This window comes from Ornithinibacillus jepli, assembly GCF_047228935.1.
Taxonomy (GTDB): domain Bacteria; phylum Bacillota; class Bacilli; order Bacillales; family Amphibacillaceae; genus Ornithinibacillus.
In genome coordinates this window covers 640961-660872 of sequence record NZ_JBFEGG010000002.1, presented here as the reverse complement: position 1 = coordinate 660872, position 19912 = coordinate 640961, and the positions used below count along the sequence as shown (strand labels likewise).

At 37.2% G+C, this 19912-nt stretch carries 15 protein-coding genes, 1 tRNA gene and 1 other annotated feature; of the genes, 4 read left to right on the top strand and 12 right to left on the bottom strand.

The annotated features are described in order from the left end of the window. The first annotated feature begins 14 nt into the window (after window positions 1-14). Together AB1K81_RS11400 and AB1K81_RS11395 are read left to right on the top strand one after the other, a co-directional pair. Window positions 15-698 carry a deoxynucleoside kinase gene (locus tag AB1K81_RS11400; RefSeq protein ID WP_412976757.1) on the top strand — a complete coding sequence of 228 codons (684 nt, stop codon included), beginning with the start codon at window positions 15-17 and terminating at the stop codon, window positions 696-698. Between the two features lie 130 nt (window positions 699-828). Continuing rightward, window positions 829-1566: a GTP pyrophosphokinase gene (locus AB1K81_RS11395; protein WP_412976756.1), complete on the top strand. Its 738-nt coding sequence runs from the start codon at window positions 829-831 to the stop codon at window positions 1564-1566. Window positions 1567-1639: 73 nt separating this feature from the next. Here AB1K81_RS11395 and AB1K81_RS11390 read toward each other — a convergent pair. Beyond that, window positions 1640-1732: transfer RNA gene (locus AB1K81_RS11390), tRNA-Ser, on the bottom strand. A gap of 380 nt (window positions 1733-2112) precedes the next feature. Beyond that, entirely contained in the window at window positions 2113-3387 is a 1275-nt protein-coding gene (gene serS, locus AB1K81_RS11385; RefSeq protein WP_412976755.1) for a serine--tRNA ligase, read from the bottom strand. A gap of 47 nt (window positions 3388-3434) precedes the next feature. Beyond that, window positions 3435-3650, bottom strand: a binding site (T-box leader). Between the two features lie 170 nt (window positions 3651-3820). Between serS and AB1K81_RS11380 the strand changes: the two genes are divergently transcribed. Further along, window positions 3821-4276, top strand: coding sequence for a GNAT family N-acetyltransferase (locus AB1K81_RS11380; RefSeq protein ID WP_412976754.1), 456 nt, complete (start codon window positions 3821-3823; stop codon window positions 4274-4276). A 253-nt stretch (window positions 4277-4529) separates the two neighbouring features. On the opposite strand, the gene AB1K81_RS11375 is transcribed toward AB1K81_RS11380, so the two are convergent. After that, window positions 4530-5864, bottom strand: a complete 1335-nt coding sequence (locus AB1K81_RS11375) for a D-alanyl-D-alanine carboxypeptidase family protein (protein WP_412976753.1) — start codon at window positions 5862-5864, stop codon at window positions 4530-4532. Between the two features lie 514 nt (window positions 5865-6378). Then, window positions 6379-7854: an IMP dehydrogenase gene (gene guaB, locus AB1K81_RS11370; RefSeq protein WP_412976752.1), complete on the bottom strand. Its 1476-nt coding sequence runs from the start codon at window positions 7852-7854 to the stop codon at window positions 6379-6381. A gap of 188 nt (window positions 7855-8042) precedes the next feature. On the opposite strand from guaB, the gene AB1K81_RS11365 reads away from it, so the two are divergent. Continuing rightward, window positions 8043-8999 carry a YaaC family protein gene (locus AB1K81_RS11365; protein ID WP_412976751.1) on the top strand — a complete coding sequence of 319 codons (957 nt, stop codon included), beginning with the start codon at window positions 8043-8045 and terminating at the stop codon, window positions 8997-8999. A 5-nt stretch (window positions 9000-9004) separates the two neighbouring features. On the opposite strand, the gene AB1K81_RS11360 is transcribed toward AB1K81_RS11365, so the two are convergent. The 8 genes from AB1K81_RS11360 to dnaA form a co-directional block, all read right to left on the bottom strand. Next, a complete protein-coding gene (locus tag AB1K81_RS11360) occupies window positions 9005-10096 on the bottom strand; it encodes an HD-GYP domain-containing protein (RefSeq protein ID WP_412976750.1) in 1092 nt (363 codons plus the stop codon). A 156-nt stretch (window positions 10097-10252) separates the two neighbouring features. After that, window positions 10253-12769, bottom strand: coding sequence for a DNA gyrase subunit A (gene gyrA, locus AB1K81_RS11355; protein WP_412976749.1), 2517 nt, complete (start codon window positions 12767-12769; stop codon window positions 10253-10255). Window positions 12770-12864: 95 nt separating this feature from the next. After that, window positions 12865-14784 (bottom strand): DNA topoisomerase (ATP-hydrolyzing) subunit B, encoded by a 1920-nt coding sequence (gene gyrB / locus AB1K81_RS11350; protein ID WP_412976748.1) that lies wholly within the window; start codon window positions 14782-14784, stop codon window positions 12865-12867. A gap of 23 nt (window positions 14785-14807) precedes the next feature. Then, complete coding sequence (gene remB / locus AB1K81_RS11345) at window positions 14808-15086, bottom strand: extracellular matrix regulator RemB (protein ID WP_412976747.1); 279 nt, start codon at window positions 15084-15086, stop codon at window positions 14808-14810. 36 nt (window positions 15087-15122) lie between these two features. After that, on the bottom strand, window positions 15123-16235 hold the full coding sequence (gene recF, locus AB1K81_RS11340; RefSeq protein ID WP_412976746.1) for a DNA replication/repair protein RecF: 1113 nt from the start codon (window positions 16233-16235) through the stop codon (window positions 15123-15125). 20 nt (window positions 16236-16255) lie between these two features. Next, entirely contained in the window at window positions 16256-16477 is a 222-nt protein-coding gene (yaaA, locus tag AB1K81_RS11335; RefSeq protein ID WP_412976745.1) for a S4 domain-containing protein YaaA, read from the bottom strand. 489 nt (window positions 16478-16966) lie between these two features. Then, a complete protein-coding gene (dnaN, locus tag AB1K81_RS11330; protein WP_412976744.1) occupies window positions 16967-18103 on the bottom strand; it encodes a DNA polymerase III subunit beta in 1137 nt (378 codons plus the stop codon). A 187-nt stretch (window positions 18104-18290) separates the two neighbouring features. Further along, the gene (gene dnaA, locus AB1K81_RS11325; RefSeq protein ID WP_412976743.1) at window positions 18291-19631 is read right to left on the bottom strand and encodes a chromosomal replication initiator protein DnaA; all 1341 of its coding nucleotides are present in this window, start codon (window positions 19629-19631) and stop codon (window positions 18291-18293) included. Between the last annotated feature and the right edge of the window lie 281 nt (window positions 19632-19912).

Below are 19912 nucleotides of genomic sequence, written 5' to 3'. Positions count from 1 at the left end.
AAGGAGATTTCACTATGAATTTACGAGAAAAATACCATATCCCAAATGATAGTATTATTACCATTGCTGGTACGGTTGGGGTAGGGAAGTCTACGATGACAAAAGCATTAGCTAATGCATTAAACTTCAAAACGTCATTTGAGAAAGTAGATACGAATCCGTATTTAGAAAAGTTCTATGCGGACTTTGAACGTTGGAGCTTCCATTTACAAATCTACTTCTTAGCTGAGCGCTTTAAGGAGCAAAAGAAAATATTTGAATATGGTGGCGGCTTTATTCAAGACCGTTCTATCTATGAGGATACTGGAATTTTTGCGAAAATGCATTATGAAAATGGCACGATGTCTAAAACAGACTATGAAACATATACAAGTCTATTCGAATCCATGGTCATGACACCATATTTTCCACATCCAGATTTACTAATCTACTTGGAGGGTTCTTTTGATGAAGTTCTAAAACGAATCAAAGAACGCGGACGTGAAATGGAAAAGAGCACACCAATTACGTATTGGGAAGAAATGTACAATCGCTATGAAAACTGGATTAATAACTTTAATGCTTGTCCGATCTTAAGAATTAACATTTCTGATTATGATTTAATGGATGATGATACTTCTATTGAACCAATATTAGAGAAGATTGGTCATTTCATTCAACAATCAAGACGTTGGGAAACGAGAGAATTAATTAAATAAGATAATGAAAATGATACATGAAGGTGATGTATCATTTTTTTATTGGAAAAAAATTCTCCTACTTTAGCAACCGGGTAAATGATGGAATTGCTGTATAATAGAAGTATCTTGTTAGAAAGGAAGACATACCTTGCGTACAGATGTAAAACTACAAAATATCAAAGAGATTCGAAAAGAATTAACTCGTTTTATTATGCTATACAAATTCGGTCTCGATGAAATTAATACGAAAATAGACATATTACAAGAGGAATTTCAGTATATACACGACTATAATCCAATTGAGCATACGAAAACGAGATTAAAGTCTCCTGAAAGTATTTTAAAAAAAATTGCTAGAAAAAATATCGACTTTAATCTGGAAGCAATTGAAAGCAAACTTCGTGATATTGCAGGAATCCGTATAGTTTGTTCCTTCATATCCGATATATATAAGGTTAGTGAGCTTTTACAAAATCAACAGGACATAACAGTAGTTGAAGTGAAGGATTATATTAAAAATCCAAAGCCAAATGGTTATCAGAGCTTACATTTGATCGTAACAATACCTGTATTCTTATCGGACCAAGTGAAAGAGGTATTTGTTGAAATCCAAATTAGAACGGTTGCGATGGATTTCTGGGCGAGCTTAGAGCATAAGATTTTTTATAAGTATAATAAAAATGTCCCTGAACATTTAACAGAAGAGTTAAAGTCCACGGCGACTGTTGCATCTGAATTAGATTATCGGATGGAGAAGCTTCATCATGAGATTAATCAGCTAAAGGAAGATGAGGCTGATGAGGAAGCGTTACTTCATGCGGATGATAAAGGTCAGTATCATATTCCGATGGCTTTGTTGGAGTCGTTTATGAGTGAGGGCAAATAGTATAAAGACGTAAAAAAACCACTACAATGTAGTGGTTTTCTATATCTCCAATATTTATGCGCTTGTTTAAAAATGGAGGAGGTAGAGGGATTCGAACCCCCGCGCGGTTTGACCCGCCTGTCGGTTTTCAAGACCGATCCCTTCAGCCAGACTTGGGTATACCTCCGTGGCAACAAATATTAATATACATGATTTAAAATTTAATGTCAACACGATTTATGCGTTTTTTTGTCGGTATTTAAATATAAAACTTTTCTTATTTGAGAGATAATTTTTATTGTTGCCTGTCCTATAGTTCTCATGCCATGTCCGTGGCGGGAATACACTTCGCTTTTACTTTCAGCACAGGGGCGACATCTGCTCGAAACTACCTCGCAGTGTCTACCTTGCCGCGGGCGGCTGGTAAGCCTCCTCGTGCTATCGCACTGCGGGGTCTTACCGATGCCTTTCCTCCCGCTGGAGTCTACGTGTATTCCCGCCACTCATAGCAATAAATTTTATCCTAATTCCTATTTGACTAGCACACTAACTAATAACATAAAAACTTTACTTAATAAACTCCACTCCACCCATATATGGCACTAGTACTTCTGGTACTTTGACGGTGCCGTCTGGTTGTTGGTTGTTTTCTAGGATGGCTGCTACGGTGCGGCCGATGGCTAGGCCTGAGCCGTTTAGGGTGTGTACGAATTCTGGTTTGCCGTTCGGTTCTCTTCGGAAACGAATTCCTGCACGTCTTGCTTGGAAATCTTCAAAGTTAGAGCAAGAAGAGATTTCACGATACGTGTTTTGGCTTGGAATCCACACTTCAATATCGTATTTCTTTGCAGCTGTAAATCCTAAGTCACCTGTACACATGCTCATCACGCGGTATGGTAATTGAAGTAGCTGTAATACTTTTTCCGCATGTCCTGTTAATTCCTCTAACGCTTCGTAAGAGTCCTCAGGCTTAACAAATTGCACTAATTCTACTTTATTAAATTGGTGCTGACGGATTAAGCCACGTGTATCACGGCCAGCAGAACCCGCCTCTGAACGGAAGCTTCCACTAAATGCTACATATTTCGTAGGTAAATCTTCGACACTTAAAATTTCTTCACGATGATAGTTCGTAACTGGTACTTCAGCAGTTGGTACCATGAAATAATCCCAACCTTCTAATTTAAACGCATCCTCCTCAAACTTTGGAAGCTGTCCTGTACCAGTCATGCTTGCACGATTTACAATCGTTGGTGGTAGCATCTCTACATAGCCATGCTCATCAGCATGTAAATCCATCATAAAGCTCCATAAAGCACGCTCTAATCTAGCACCAAGGCCTTTATAGAATACAAAACGGCTACCGGTCACTTTTCCAGCACGTTCAAAGTCAATAATATCTAGATTTGTTGCAACATCCCAATGGGCCTGTGCTTCAAAATTAAATGCTGGTACCTCTCCCCATGTGCGAGCTTCAATATTATCATCTTCATCTTCACCAACTGGAACACTTTCATGTGGGATATTTGGAATCGATAACATGATTGTATTTAATGTTTCTTCAATTTCTCTTAATTCATCATCATATTCTTTAATTTGATCGCCAACCTGGCGCATTTCTTTAATGGCTTCATCCGCATCTTTCTTTTCCTTTTTCAGCTGAGAAATTTGCTTCGTAACCTCATTACGCTGTGCTTTTAAAGCTTCTGTTTTCGTAATTAATTCACGACGACGTTCGTCTAATTCGCCAAAGCGATCTAATTCCGATAAATCTTCACCGCGATGTTGTAGTTTTGCTTTTACTTCTTCAAAATGATTGCGTAAATACTTCATATCTAACATGGTAAATTCCTCCTTATTTTTAAATACAAAAAAACCCTCATCCCAATAATAGGGACGAGAGTTGATATTCCCGCGTTGCCACCCTTGTTGAAGAGAAATCTCTTCCGGCTCATTCGTGTTAACGGCACGTAACCGGGTTTACTTACTGTTCGTTCGGTAAACCAGTTCCAGGATGGATTCACAGTAGATTTACATCGATTCACACCAACCATCGACTCTCTTGAGAAAATAATACTGTTACTATTTCCTATCATCACTTTTCAAACTCATGTTTTAGTTAATCAATATATTAGCTAATTTTTGTGTAAAGTGCAAGTTTTTATCCTTAGTCTACTAACTATTTTTTACGATATGTAGACTACTATACATAAAACATATTTACTTTGAGGGTAGAGTGTGGCTATATAAAAAGTAAATAAGGGGAGGGGTTCATTTGAAAATTGTACTGGATGACTTAACAAACCCGAAAGTGATCGAGTTAATCGAAGGACATCTACGGGAGATGGCTAACATATCACCACCAGAGAGTATTCATGCACTCGATATTAATCGACTACGAAAGCCTGAAATTACTTGTTGGAGTGCTTGGGAGCAAGATGAACTAGTAGGGTGTGGTGCTCTTAAAGAAATTGATAGAGGGCATGGTGAAATTAAATCTATGCGGACATCCTCGCTACATTTGAGAAAGGGAGTTGCTAAGCGAATCTTGGAACATATTATAGTAGAAGCTAGGCAACGCGGATATAAGCGTCTTAGCTTAGAAACTGGCTCCATGGATGCCTTTGAACCCGCTAGAAGACTGTACAGAAGCTTTGGGTTTCTTTATTGTGATCCTTTTGCCGATTACGAAGAGGACCCAAATAGTGTATTTATGACAATGGAATTATAGTTATAATTCAAAAAAAGAGGTGGGATTTAACTAAATAGTTCAGGTATAAAGCTGAATAATGCACCTTACCAGCACCGGAAATATACGGAGACTCCTGCGGGAGGAAAGGCATCGGTGAGACCCCGCAGTGCGAAAGCACGAGGAGGCTCACCAGCCGCCCGCGGAAAGCGTAGTATATTTCCGGTGCGTGGTAGGTGCACTATGTTTGGTTACTCGATTGACTAAAATATTTTTGTTATAGCCTCACTATTTTTTAAGAAAACCAACCTTTAACTGTATCCACGATAGAAGAAAAGATTCCGCTGAAGAAATCACCGATTGCACCTAATGTTAGCATGAACCAATTTGCTTTTTCTACCGTCTTTTCCGCAACAATATCAACAGTTAAATTATCAGCATTAAAGATATAGCCGTAATCATTTTCACCAGTATAAACTAGTTTTGCAGTACCAATTTTATCGCCCTTTTTAATTGGGGCTATCAAATTACCATCTTCATTTAATAAGTCTTTATCAATACTATATTCCAAGCTATAAAGCTCTTCATCGCCACTTTTTACTGGAAGAGAAATACCTTCTTTGATAGAAATATCTACTGTATCTTCTTTTCCTTTCGCTACTGGAATAGACTCTTTTCCTTCAAGCTGATATCCCGCAGCAAATAGATCTTTCTTTTCGAATTGACTGAAGCCATAATCCATTAACTTGGCTGTTTGTTCAAAACGAGCTTCCTTACTGTCTGTCCGCATGACAACCGTGATTAATCGATTGCCATTACGTTCAGCTGTACCAGTAAACGTATAACCAGCAAGACCTGTATAACCCGTTTTTAGGCCGTCAATTCCTTCATAATAAAACTGTTGTAAATAAGATGCTTCATGTGGCAACATCCAGTTTAAATTTTCAACAGTATAGCCTTCAAAATCATCCTCAATACGACTTGAAATTTCAAGTGCATGTGGAAATTCATTAATTAAGTTATATGCTAACAAAGCTAAAGAACGAGCAGAAAGCAAGTCTGTCCCATTCGGATCTGTTCCTTCTGGATAATTATCACCTAGTGAACTATTGTCTAGTCCCGTTGAGTTTACGAATTGATAATCTGGAAGACCCATTTCCTCAGCCTTTTGGTTCATACGTTTTACAAATTCACCTTCAGAACCTGAAATTAGTTCTGCAAGAGCAATCGTTGTTCCATTATCGGAAAAGATAGCCATTGCTTCATATAATTCTTTTACGGTATAACTTTTATCTTGTGTTAATCCAATTCCTGAAAACTCAGGGTTGGCAGAAATGCTATATGCATAATCACTAATTTGTGTTGTTGTTTCCCAAGTAATTTCCCCGTTTTCAATTGCTTCCAAAACAAGATATTCTGTCATCATCTTGGTCATACTTGCTGGTGGAAGTGCAATGTCAGGGCTTTTGGCATATAGTACTTTTCCCGTCTCCGCATCAACTAAAATAGCTGATTCAGCATCTAATTCTAATTCTTGTGCTTGTGTATTCATAGGTTGTGACATAAATGATGTTGTTGCGATTAAGACAACGAGAAACATCATAAATAGTTTGGAATAGATCTGTTTCACTTTGGTAACCTCCACCCTGTAATGAAATGCTTGTATTTTTATAGAACACCTTTTGTATTTTATCATAAAATAGGGGTTAGAAAAACTCTGATCTTGGTTTTGTGTCGTAATTAGTCAAATTTACTTATAGGTATCACTTTTCAGTTGTGTTCCTTTATAAAATCCAAATTTAATTATATATATATTGTATTTGTAGAGAATTTGAAGGGGGATTCTATGAAAAATAAAGTAGTACGGGAATTACTAATTCTTATAGGGGGGTTTATTTTGCTATTCATTTCCTACACGATCATTGATTCTATAAGAAATGCCCCTTTTGATTTACTGGATAATACACGACAAGCTATATTTGTCATTGTTTTTATTAGAATTTCACTATGGTTGATACGATGGAGTGGCCATTCAAATAATTCTAAATCCACCACAAGCAAAAAACCGAACTAATTCAAATTCTACAGAAGGAATAAAATTAGTTCGGTTTTTTCATGTGTTTCAACTTAATCTATTATATGAATTATCCTTTTAAAGAATAATTCGGTGCTTCTTTCGTAATTTGGACGTCGTGTGGATGGCTTTCTTGTAAGCCGGCGTTTGTTATGCGAATGAATTGTCCTTCTGTTCTTAGTTGGTCTATTGTTGGCGTTCCACAATATCCCATTCCTGAACGTAAACCACCGATTAATTGATGGACTGTATCTGCTAGAGGTCCTTTGTAGGCAACTCTTCCTTCGATACCTTCTGGAACAAGCTTTTTCGCATCAGATGATTCTTGGAAGTAACGATCTTTAGAACCAGCTTTCATCGCGCCAACTGAGCCCATTCCACGATAAACTTTGTATCTTCTGCCTTGATAAATTTCGGTTTCACCAGGACTTTCCGATACTCCTGCAAACATACTACCAAGCATGACAGCATGTGCTCCGGCTGCGATGGCTTTGGTAATATCTCCAGAATATTTAATTCCGCCATCTGCAATGACAGGAATGCCGTATTCTGCTGCCGCTTCTGCACAATCATAAACTGCAGTAATCTGTGGTACACCAACACCTGCTACTACTCTAGTCGTACAAATAGAACCTGGTCCAATTCCTACTTTTACGATGGTTGCGCCAGCTTCGATTAAAGATTTTGTAGCTTCTGCCGTTGCGACATTTCCTGCAATAATATCTAGTTCTGGATAAGCTTCGCGAATTCTTCTTACTTGGTCTAATACACCTTGCGAATGCCCATGAGCTGTATCTACGACTACAACATCAACACCAGCATTTACTAATGATTCAATCCGCTTCATCGAATCTCCTGTTACCCCAACAGCTGCACCAACTAATAATCTCCCTTGGGCATCTTTTGCAGCATTTGGAAATTCAATCACTTTTTCAATATCTTTAATGGTAATTAAGCCTTTCAGAATGCCATCTTCATCCACTAACGGTAATTTCTCTATCTTATACTGTTGGAGAATGTTTCCCGCTTCATCTAGTGTCGTACCAACTGGTGCCGTCACTAAATTTTCGCTAGTCATGACTTCAGAAATTTTAATTGAATAATCTTGAATAAAACGTAAATCACGATTCGTAATAATACCTACAAGCTTCTGTTCCTGTTCGTTATTTACAACTGGTACACCAGAGATTCTATATTTACCCATTAAATGTTCTGCGTCAAACACTTGATGGTCCGGTGTTAAAAAGAATGGATTCGTAATAACGCCACTTTCCGAACGTTTGACTCGATCTACTTGTTCCGCTTGTTCTTCGATAGACATGTTTTTATGAATGATTCCTAAACCACCCTGTCTTGCCATCGCAATTGCCATTGTTGCTTCCGTAACCGTGTCCATCCCTGCACTAATTAATGGAGCATTTAATTTTAAGTTCGGGCTTAAGATAGTACTGACATCAACTTCGCGAGGTAGAACTTCGGACTTAGCCGGTATTAATAATACATCGTCAAACGTTAATCCTTCTTTCGCAAACTTATCCTTTCTCATATTAATCCTCCTCATTTATTAATCAGGAACTAAGGTAAAAGAATATAAAATCTATCTTTAGGAAAAACTAATACGTATATCTATTGTTATATACAATACTGGAACATAAGAATAATTTCAATATACAATCTCTGGTAATTAAATGTTCATATTTTCAAATTTTTCTATCAAAAAAAGAGGACGTATTTATGCGGTTTTTAGAAGATATTAATTCGTTTTATACGTATTTACAATCACAACAAACAGCTCAGAAATATTTATACCAGTGCTATCAACAATTAGAAGATGTCGATTGTGATAGAAAGAGCTATGAGAATTGTAATGTTTTTATGTATTGCTTACATCACGGAAGAGAATATTATCGTGCTGGTGAGAAACTTGATACGGTTTTAAAGCCTGTCATGTTTTTTTATGGGATGGCCCATCTATTAAAAGCATGTCTACTAACAAAACGGCCGGATTATCCAGAATCAACATCGGTTTTGGCTCATGGAGTATCTGCTAGAAAGCGGAAAAAGAAAGACTATAGCTTTTTAGAAGATGAGGTGAAGCTTCAGCATAAAGGATTATTCCCGTACTTTTCTCAACATTTATTCGGAATTACTAAACTACCATTTGAAAAAATGACAATGCGGTCTCTGTTTAGTTTAATTCCCGAACTAATCTCGTATTTCGAATTAGAAGAGGAAAAAAGCCTAATTAGAATTGGGAAAGTAGGGGATGATACACTCCACATTCCAAAGTCGATTTGTGATGACTACTATATGACGGAAAATGCTATCGTAAAACGGTTAACGGCATATTTACCGATAAAAGAGACGATAGAGGAGAAGGATTGTTTAAAGCTACATTTATCTGAGCCTTTCATACAAACGGTAAGTCCTTTTCCAATGGACTTGAATCATATCATATATATGCCCACTGATCGAAATCTTTTCTTTCCCATATCTGAAATCATGGTGCATTATTTGCTTTTATATAATCTTAGTATGTTATCCCGCTATGAAGCAGAGTGGTGGGGGGAGTTACTAGCAACGAAGCCAGATGCTGATTACCCATTTATATCAAGCTTTTTAGATATTACACAAAAAAAGATACCTATCTTAATTGGGAAATATTTATACAAAAAAATAGAGGGCATGTAGTCCCTCTATACAATTTCTTTAATATGCAAATTATGATGATTGCTTAATGTAATTATTTCTCCGTTATCTAAACGGACAATTGGTCTAGTTGGTTGTTTTTGATCAATAAAGACGATTTCTCCTACTTGATCATTGGATAGGACAACCTTCGTTCCGATGGAAAAATTAGCGATTGCGTCAACAAACACTTGCACAACTCTTGGATCTAGCTTACTAAATTGATCCTTTTGGAGCTCTTCAATTACTTTAAATGGTGATTGTTTCTCACGGTAAATACGATCACTTGTCATTGCATGGTACATATCACAGACTGCAATAATTCTTGCAAACCCGTGAATTTTATCCTGTGATAGCCCTAAAGGATAACCGCTTCCATCTTTACGTTCATGATGCTGTAAAACTGCTAGTTTAACGGCATATGGTATAGAAGAGATGTGTTCCACCATTCGATACGAATAGGTAGGGTGATTTCGTATCTCTAACTTCTCCTCGTTCGTTAAGACACCTTCCTTGTTAAAAGCAAAGTCACCTAACTTCACCATTCCTACATCACTTAAAAGACCTGCTAATCCGATTTGGAGCCATTCTCCTTTTTGATAACCCATCTTTTTCCCTAAATAGGCGCTAAGTACGGATACGGAGACACTATGATGATAGAAATAATCTTTTTTATTAGCATATTGATGGAGTGTATATACTTCTGAACCTATTTCATCCATTCGGTCAAGTAAAGGTAAAATAAGGTTCCGTACAGCTAAACTTTCAATCGTTTTTTTGTTTCTCCAGGATTTAAATAGCTTTTTGTATTCGTTCACTACGTAAAGATAATGTTCTTTAAAGGGTAGCTGAAGGAAATTAATGGTTGTTGATTCTGATTCAGGTGATTCTGTTTTTTCGTCGATAGAGTCGGGCTTAAATGGTGCACCATTGTTCAATAAATTCGAAACATCTACATGTTCGACCAAAAATTTATGTAAGACAGTGATATGTTTTTCTGTTAGTTCGGTGTTTTTTGGAATTATTGGGCGGTTTGTTTTTCCATTGACGTCTCGTAATAGGATACATCCTGGAACTAATTGAGATGGTGAAACACGCATGTTATTCCCTCCCTTTTATTAATAGAGGCTGGGATAAAAATGTCCCAAGCATAGACCCGATTGTTACAGCATCTACCCCGCTTCCAGAAATGCACTGCGCTAGTAAAGTACTAAATTCGGATTATCTAGCTATATCCCAACCTCAATTAAAGACTACTATTCGTCTATATCATTTTCTGTTGTTTCGTTTACTTCTTCTCCGTTTGGAGTTTCTAGATCTTGTTCTAGTTCTTCTTCTTCATCTTCGCGGTCGATTTTTGCGACGGTTGCTACTTCTTCGCCTTCTTGTAGGCGGATTAGGCGGACGCCTCGTGTGTTTCTTCCGGTTTGAGAGATGCCTTCTACTGGGATACGGATTAGTACGCCAGCTGCTGTTATAAGCATAATATCTTCTTCACCTGTTACAGCTTGTACGGATACGATATAACCGGTATCTTCTGAGACTTTTGCGGTGAAAATACCTTTACCACCACGTTTCGTAATACGATATTGATCTTCTGGCGTACGTTTACCGATACCTTTATTCGTAACGTGTAAAATTTGTAAGCCATCTTCTAAAATCTCCATCGATACTACTTCATCGTCATCACGTAAGGAGATACCACGAACACCGGTTGCAGTTCTTCCCATTAATCTTACTTGTTCTTCTGGGAAACGAATCAAGTAACCATTCTTCGTTGCAATCATAATATCCTTCGTACCGTCTGTTAAACGAACAGAGATAAGTTCGTCATCATCACGTAATCCTAGAGCTATAAGTCCGCCTTTACGAATATTGGCGAATTGAGACAAGCTCGTACGCTTGGAGATACCTTGTTTTGTCGTGAAGAAGAAATTCAAGTCCTCACTGAATTCATTCACAGAGATAACCGCATTAATCCATTCTTCTTTTTCAATTTGAAGAAGGTTAATAATTGGTAACCCTTTCGCAGTACGGCTGTATTCTGGAATCTCGTATCCTTTTACTTTGTACACTTTTCCTTTATTCGTAAAGAATAGAATCGTGTCATGAGTAGAAGTAGAAACAAGATGCTCTACGAAATCATCCTCATTCGTACCCATTCCTTGGATACCTCGTCCACCACGTTTTTGCACGCGATATGTGGAAGATGGAAGACGTTTAATATAGCCTTTATGGGTTAAGGTAATGACGATATTTTCTTCTGGAATTAAATCTTCATCTTCAAAGAAATCAGCTCCGCCAACCGTAATTTCTGTGCGGCGTTCATCACCATATTTCTCTTTAATTTCGGTTAATTCTTCACGAATAATTTCTAAAACCTTTTCCTCATCAGCTAATACGCCTTTTAATTCTTCGATTAGTTTTTGTAAATCAGTATATTCATTTTCAATCTTTTCACGCTCTAAACCAGTTAGGCGTTGCAATCTCATATCTAGGATTGCTTGTGCTTGTTTTTCGGATAATTTAAAACGTGTCATTAAGCCTTCACGCGCGATATCCGCTGTTTTCGAATTACGGATAAGGGCAATTACTTCATCCAAGTGATCTAAGGCTATACGTAGACCTTCTAGAATGTGTGCTCTTGCTTCTGCCTTTCGTAATTCAAATTCCGTACGGCGTCTAATGATAACTTTTTGGTGGTCTAAGTAATGATGGAGACATTCTTTAATATTCAATACTTTAGGAATACCGTTTACTAGAGCTAATGTATTCACACCAAAAGTAGTTTGTAATGCTGTGTATTTATAAAGATTGTTTAATAAAACATTAGCATTTACATCACGACGTAATTCCATCACGATACGCATACCATTACGGTCTGACTCATCGCGAAGGTCTGTAATACCTTCAATACGTTTATCTCGAACTAGTTCGGCAATTTTTTCGATTAGTTTTGCTTTGTTCACTTGGTACGGTAGTTCGGTTACAAGTATGGTTGATTTACCATTAGCTTGTTCCTCAATTTCTACCTTCGCACGAACGGTAATAGAACCTTTACCAGTTTCATAGGCTCTACGAATACCACTACGTCCTAAAATAATCCCAGCAGTAGGGAAGTCTGGACCTGGTAAATGATTCTCCATAATCTCATCAATCGAAATATCAGGATCTTTACTAACAGCTAAAACAGCATCAATGGTTTCTCCTAAATTATGTGGCGGAATATTTGTTGCCATCCCAACGGCAATCCCAGATGCACCGTTCACTAAAAGGTTCGGGAAACGGGCAGGGAAGACTACTGGTTCACGCTCTGAGCCATCATAGTTATCTTGATAATCAATCGTGTCTTTATTAATATCTCGTAGTAATTCCATCGAAATTTTAGACATTCTTGCTTCGGTGTAACGCATGGCAGCTGCAGAATCACCATCAACAGAACCAAAGTTTCCGTGTCCATCGACTAATGGATTACGATAACTAAACGGCTGTGCCATACGTACCATTGCTTCGTAAACGGCAGAGTCACCGTGTGGGTGGTACTTCCCGATAACTTCTCCAACGATACGGGCTGACTTTTTATACGCTTTATCCGAATGCATACCTAAATCATTCATTGCATATAATATTCTTCGATGTACAGGCTTCATTCCATCGCGTACATCTGGTAATGCACGGGAGACGATTACACTCATCGCGTAATCTAAGAAGGATGTCCGTACTTCTTGGCTAATATTAATTTCTTTTACACTTTGACGTTCTTGATCCGCCATCGATTTAAAACCTCCTGATAATGTCTGGACAAACTAATCGTTCAAACATTTTTGGAAACCGATTCTACCGGTTCCCTTATTTCAAATTAGTAAATTTAAATATCCAAGTTTTTCACATATTGTGCATTTTCTTCGATGAATTGACGACGGGGTTCTACTTTATCCCCCATCAACATATCAAAAACTTGATCGGCATCGATCGCGTCTTTTAATTCTACTTGTAATAACGTACGGTTTTCTGGGTCCATCGTTGTTTCCCAAAGCTGTTCCGCATTCATTTCTCCAAGACCTTTGTAACGTTGGATACCTGGTTTTGGTATATCTGGTAATTCATTTAAAATTCTATCTAGCTCAGCATCGTTATACGCATAGTGAACTGCTTTTCCTTGCTGTACCTTGTAAAGAGGTGGTTGAGCAATGTAAATATAGCCATGCTCGATTAATGGACGCATAAAACGATAGAAGAATGTTAATAGTAATGTTCGTATATGTGCACCATCAACATCGGCATCGGTCATAATGACAATCTTTTGGTAACGTGCTTTTGTAATATCAAAATCATCACCAATACCGGTTCCCATTGCAGTAATCATCGAACGTACTTCCAGGTTAGATAAAATACGGTCTAAACGTGCTTTTTCTACGTTCAAAATTTTACCTCTTAGCGGTAAAATCGCCTGGAAATGTCTATCTCTACCTTGCTTCGCAGAACCACCCGCTGAGTCACCCTCAACGATGTATAATTCACTAATTGAAGCATCTTTAGATGAGCAGTCTGCCAGTTTACCTGGTAGATTGGAAATCTCTAGCGCACTTTTTCTTCTCGTTAAATCACGTGCTTTTTTCGCAGCAGCACGGGCACGAGAAGCCATTAAACCTTTTTCTACGATTGTTTTACCAACCGAAGGATTTTCTAGTAAAAACTTAGAAAATAGCTCACTGAATACCGAATCGGTAATCGCACGAACTTCACTGTTTCCTAGTTTTGTTTTGGTTTGTCCTTCAAACTGTGGATCCGGGTGTTTAACTGATACGATAGCGGTAATTCCTTCACGTACATCATCACCAGTTAAATTCGCCTCATTTTCTTTCATTAGACCACTTTTACGAGCATAATCATTAATCACACGGGTTAAACCTGTCTTAAATCCTGACTCGTGTGTTCCACCTTCATACGTGTGAATATTATTCGCAAATGAGTAAATGTTACTTGTAAAGCCTTCGTTATATTGAATCGCTACTTCCACGCTGATTCCTTGGTCTTCCCCTTCTGCATAGAAAGGCTCATGAAGTACTTCTTTATTGCGGTTAATATACTCGACGTATTCACTAATTCCGCCTTCGTAATGGAATGATTTTGCCTCTTCACCAGTACGTTTATCTTCAATCGAGATGCGAATTCCTTTATTTAAAAATGCTAATTCACGAACACGTTGTAAGAGAGTATCTAAATCATACGTTGTAGTTTCGGTAAAGATTTCAGGGTCTGGCTTAAAGTGAGTAGTAGTTCCTGTATAATCCGTTTCTCCAACTACTTTTAACTCACCAGTTGGCACACCACGTTCAAATCCCATAAAGTGGATTTTACCATCACGATGAACATATACTTCTAAATTCGTTGATAGGGCGTTTACTACTGACGCACCAACACCATGTAGTCCACCAGATACTTTGTATCCGCCACCGCCGAATTTACCACCGGCATGGAGTACAGTCATGATTACTTCAACTGCTGGTTTACCCGTTTTCTTTTGAATATCAACCGGAATACCACGGCCATTATCTTTTACGGTAATACTGTTATCCTCTTCGATAATAATTTGAATATGATCACAATAGCCTGCAAGTGCTTCGTCGATACTGTTATCCACGATTTCCCAAACTAAGTGATGAAGACCTTTTTCACTTGTAGACCCGATATACATCCCTGGTCTTTTACGAACTGCTTCTAAACCTTCTAATACCTGTATCTGATCGGCATTATATGACTGTTCTGCATTTACTTTTTCTTCCATTGCCTTTTCCACCTACATTCTAATTATTCAAGCTCTAGATCCTCTGAATAATCGTCTAATTTACTAATTGTTGAAATCATACTTGCCCGTTTCTTTAAGGTTGCAACTGACAATGTACTGAAATACAACTGATTATTCGTAATAACGACTGACTTGGCACCAACTTTAGGCCCAAGGATTTCTTCCTTGTTCGCTGTCATCATCTCGTCCATGATGGTGGATGATGAAATAATATTATGGTCAACGATGGAGACGATATCTTTTGACCGAATAACATTGCCATTTCCAATATGAATAAACAAATTTTACTCCCCCAAAAAGTCACCATATACGTTTCTTTAGGTGGTGACGCTTCCGTTATGGACTCTGAAAATATCTGCTTTTTCCAAGGTTTCATGATGAATACCATCAACACTTGTCGTCGATACGAAGGTTTGAACCTTACCTTGAATCGTATTTAAAAGATGTGATTGTCTAAAATCATCTAATTCACTTAAGACATCATCTAGGAGGAGGATTGGATATTCTCCTACTTCACTGAAAATAAGATCGATTTCAGCAAGCTTTAAAGACAAAGCGGTTGTCCGCTGCTGACCTTGTGACCCATAGGTTTGGACATTTTTTCCATTTACATAAAAAACAATATCATCCCGATGTGGTCCTGATAGTGTAGTTCCTCGTTCAATCTCTTTTTCTATAATTTGGTTAAATTTCTCTCGATAACTACTTTCTATTTTCTCCTTAGATGCTGTTTCTAATACTTCTATCGACGGGGCATAAACAATCTCAAGTTCTTCTAACTCATGGCTTATACCATGATGAATCGGCTTTGCCCATTTCCGGAGTAAATCAATAAAGGCAAAACGACGTTCTAAAATCGTACTAGCATGCTCAATTAATTGTTCGGTTAGAACATCCAGCATGACCCGATTCATACTTCTATTTTTCTGCATTTGCTTTAACAAATGATTTCGCTGTTTTAGTACTTTTTGAAAATGCCCTAGATGATAGATATAACGCGGTTGAATCTGCCCGAGTTCCATATCGATAAATCTTCTACGTATTTGTGGAGGTCCTTTTACGAGTGTTAAATCTTCAGGTGCAAACATGACGACGTTTAAGTTACCAATATAATCACTTAATCTTCTTTGTTCTAAATGATTTAATTTCGCTTTTTTACCTTTTGCAGAGATTACGATTTCAAGTGGAATCGATTGATTTCGTTTTTTTACTCTACCCTCTATTTTAGCATAATCTTCGTCCCAACGGATTAATTCTTTTTCTTTTGGCGTTCTGTGGGATTTCGTAAATGCTAGAAGGTAAATAGCTTCCATTAGGTTCGTTTTCCCTTGAGCATTTTCACCAATGATGACATTCACTTTATCAGCAAATGTAAGCTCAAGTTTTGGATAGTTTCGATAATTAGTTAAGGTTAACTCTTCAATATGCATGTATATTCCTCATTTAGGAACTAATCTTTTTGGACAACGATAAAAGATCCAGCACCTTCAATTTCCACGACATCATCCGGGTAAAGTTTTCTTCCGCGGCGATGTTCTAATTCACCATTTACAATGGCACCCACGTCCTGTAAAAAGGCTTTTACCATACCACCAGATTCTAAAATATTGGTTAGTTTGATAAATTGGCCAAGGGTGATATATTCCGTATTAATTTCAATTTGTGTATGCAATGTAATCACCAGCTTCTGTTGATATTTGAAATTATCGCTTATTCCTATTTTACTAAAGTTTTTGCTATAAGGAAAGGTATGACCCCTTAAATTACCTGTAAAACGTTTATATAGCCTTAAAAATGCCTCTTAAGTGCATAAAAAAAAGCTTTTATCACTCATTTTTAGTGATAAAAGCTTTTTTTATTTATTCTATGATTAAGATTAGCTGTTCTACCCCCGCTCCGGAAATATACTTCGCTTTCCGCGGGCGGCTGGTGAGCCTCCTCGCTCGTTCCGAGCTGTGGGGTCTCACCGATGCCTTTCCTCCCGCTGGAGTCTACGTATATTTCCGGAGCTGATAAAGTTGATTGCTTTATACAAACTGTTAGAGATTTTTAATAAAATTATATTTTAAAGAAAAGAATCCATAATTTATAGCACTGAGCGTAGTCTATTCTTGCCGCGGACTATGCATGTGATATAAATTAAAATCTACTTATCCACATGTTAATAAGTTCTAACAGGTAAGATCAGCTGTAGCATGGATGGGTCGTTGACTGGGCGGATGATGAATGGTCTCATTGCGCCAGTAAAATCAATTTTCACCTCATCAACTTCCATTACTTTTAATGCATCCAGCATATATTTCGAGCTAAAGGAAATTTTTAATTCTTCTCCTTCGATCGATTGCACGGAAAGTTCTTCCGAAACATGTCCAACTTCTGGTGAATTACTCGTAATTTCTACGATATTCTGATCTAATGTTGTCAGTTTTACCACATTATTTCGTTCTTCACGAGCAAGTAAAGAAGCACGATCAATACTACTAATTAAATCTTTTGTTTTCACATGAAGAATAGTTTTGCTTTGTTCTGGGATTAATCTAGAAGTTTCTGGGTAGTTTCCATCTAGAATTCTAGATAAGAAGTTTAAGTGTTTTGTTCTAAATAGAATTTGATTGTTTGTTACACTAATTTCTACCGTTTCTTCTGATTCATCTAATATTTTATTTAATTCATTTAAGCTTTTTCCAGGTACAACAATGCTTTCAAATTGAACATTTGTTGAGCTAACTGGAACTTCTCTTGAAGCTAAGCGGTGACTATCTGTTGCTGTGAAAGATAATTTGTTATCTACTAACGATAATTTAACACCAGTTAAAATCGGTCTCGTTTCCATAGATGATACCGCAAATACAGTTTGTTTAATTAAGCTTTTTAACAGATCAGTTGGAAGTTCAAAGCTATCATCTGTTTGTAGCTTAGGTAGCTGCGGATACTCTTCTGCATCTTGTCCATTTAAGTTATATTCTGCTTTACCGGAACGAATGGTTACTTTTAAGTTTTCATCCGCTTCAATTTCTACGTGTTGTTCTGGTAATTTACGTACGATATCTGGGAAGTATTTTGCGTGTAACACGATACTACCTTCTTCAATATCTTCAACATTTACAATGCCATCTTCTTCAGCAGGAATATAAGATTCAATCGAAATATCAGAATCACTTCCTGTTAACGTAATACCATGCTGTTTCACTTCCATTTTCATTCCCGTTAAAATTGGAATTGCTGTTCTAGAAGATATAGCTTTCATTACATCTTGAACACTATCGATTAATTGATCACGCTGAATCGTAAATTTCATAAATAAATCCTCCAATGGGCGGTGTTTATATATTTATTTTTTTTATAAAAATATAGTAATAATAGTAATAGGGGCTGTGATTATGTGGATAACCGATTTAACCCTATATGAAACATAGTTATCCACATGTGTATAAACTGTTCGTAAGTTAGTACCGGTTATCCACGGTATTAACATAAAAAAGAGATTAAAGTGAATGTAACTGCTGTTTAATTTCTTCGATTTCTTTTGCGAAAAGCGAATCTTTTTCGAGCATGCTATTAATTTTTTCGTGTGCGTGAATAACGGTTGTATGATCACGTCCACCAAATTCTTCCCCAATCTTCGGTAAGGAATAATCAGTTAGCTCTCGAGATAAATACATCGCAATTTGACGTGGAAAAGCAATAGACTTCGTACGCTTTTTAGCAAGGAAGTCGTCTTTTTTCACATTATACTTCTCTCCAACTACTTCCATGATGGCAGGAATCGTAATGACACGTGGTTTGCTATTCGGAATAATATCTTTTAGTGCATCAGCTGCTAACGCTGCATCTATATCTTGATTAACAAGTGAGGAATAGGCAACAACACGAATTAATGCCCCTTCAAGCTCACGAATATTCGTATCTATTTGATTGGCAATGTACAACATAACCTCGTTTGGTATATCTAAACCTTCTGCTTTTGCTTTTTTCGTTAAAATAGCAATTCTCGTTTCTAGGTCAGGTGGTGTAATGTCTGTTATTAGACCCCATTCAAAACGAGAGCGAAGGCGATCTTCCAGTGTTGGTATTTCTTTCGGCGGGCGATCACTTGAAATAATAATTTGTTTATTTTCTTCATGTAACGCATTAAATGTATGGAAGAATTCTTCCTGAGTAGACTCTTTTCCAGCAATAAACTGGATATCGTCAATGAGTAAAACATCAACATTCCGATATTTATTGCGGAAGTTAGCCGTTTTGTTTTCCATAATGGCGTCAATAAATTCATTTGTAAATTTCTCTGAAGATAGGTAAACGACTTTTGCGTTTTTATTGTGTTCTAATACATAATGCCCGATCGCATGCATAAGGTGTGTTTTACCTAATCCAACGCCTCCATAGATAAATAGAGGATTATAAGCCTTTGCAGGTGCTTCCGCTACTGCTAACGATGCAGCATGGGCAAAACGGTTACCAGAACCAATGACAAATGTATCAAAGGTATACTTCGGATTTAACATCGTTTTTCCGTCATGGGTATCATGAACAGTTGGCTTTGTCTTCGGTTTAGGCTTGATGTCATCTTCAATTACGGTATCAAGTACAATAAGTTTAAGATTTAGTTTGGATCCTGTTACTTCTAGTAACACTTTTTGAATTAGCTGGGAGTATTGTTCCTCTAACCAATCTCTTGCAAATTCATTTGGAGCCGATATGGTAAGGGTATTTCCTTCTAAATTTTCCGCTTTTGTATCTTTCAGCCAAGTGTCAAAGCTTGGTTTACTAATTTTTTCCTCTATCTTTTCAAGAGTGGCTTTCCATAGATCATGGATATTTTCCAACTCATTCCCCCCTTTCAATTACGATAATAGATTAGCCTAAATAAAGAATAAAAAACCTCTCTCTATCTTTTTGGCATATATGAAGAATAGGTTGCATAAAGATGGAAAGGTAGGAATCTATTATATTTTTTTATACTAACTATAAAGAAAATAGTTAAGAACGCTTGTGGATAATTAATGGTATATTTAATAAGTATTGAAATGAGTTATTCGCAGATTAAAAAATTATGTGGATAAAATTAAAAACAGACTGTTAATAATTGTCCACAGGATATCCACAA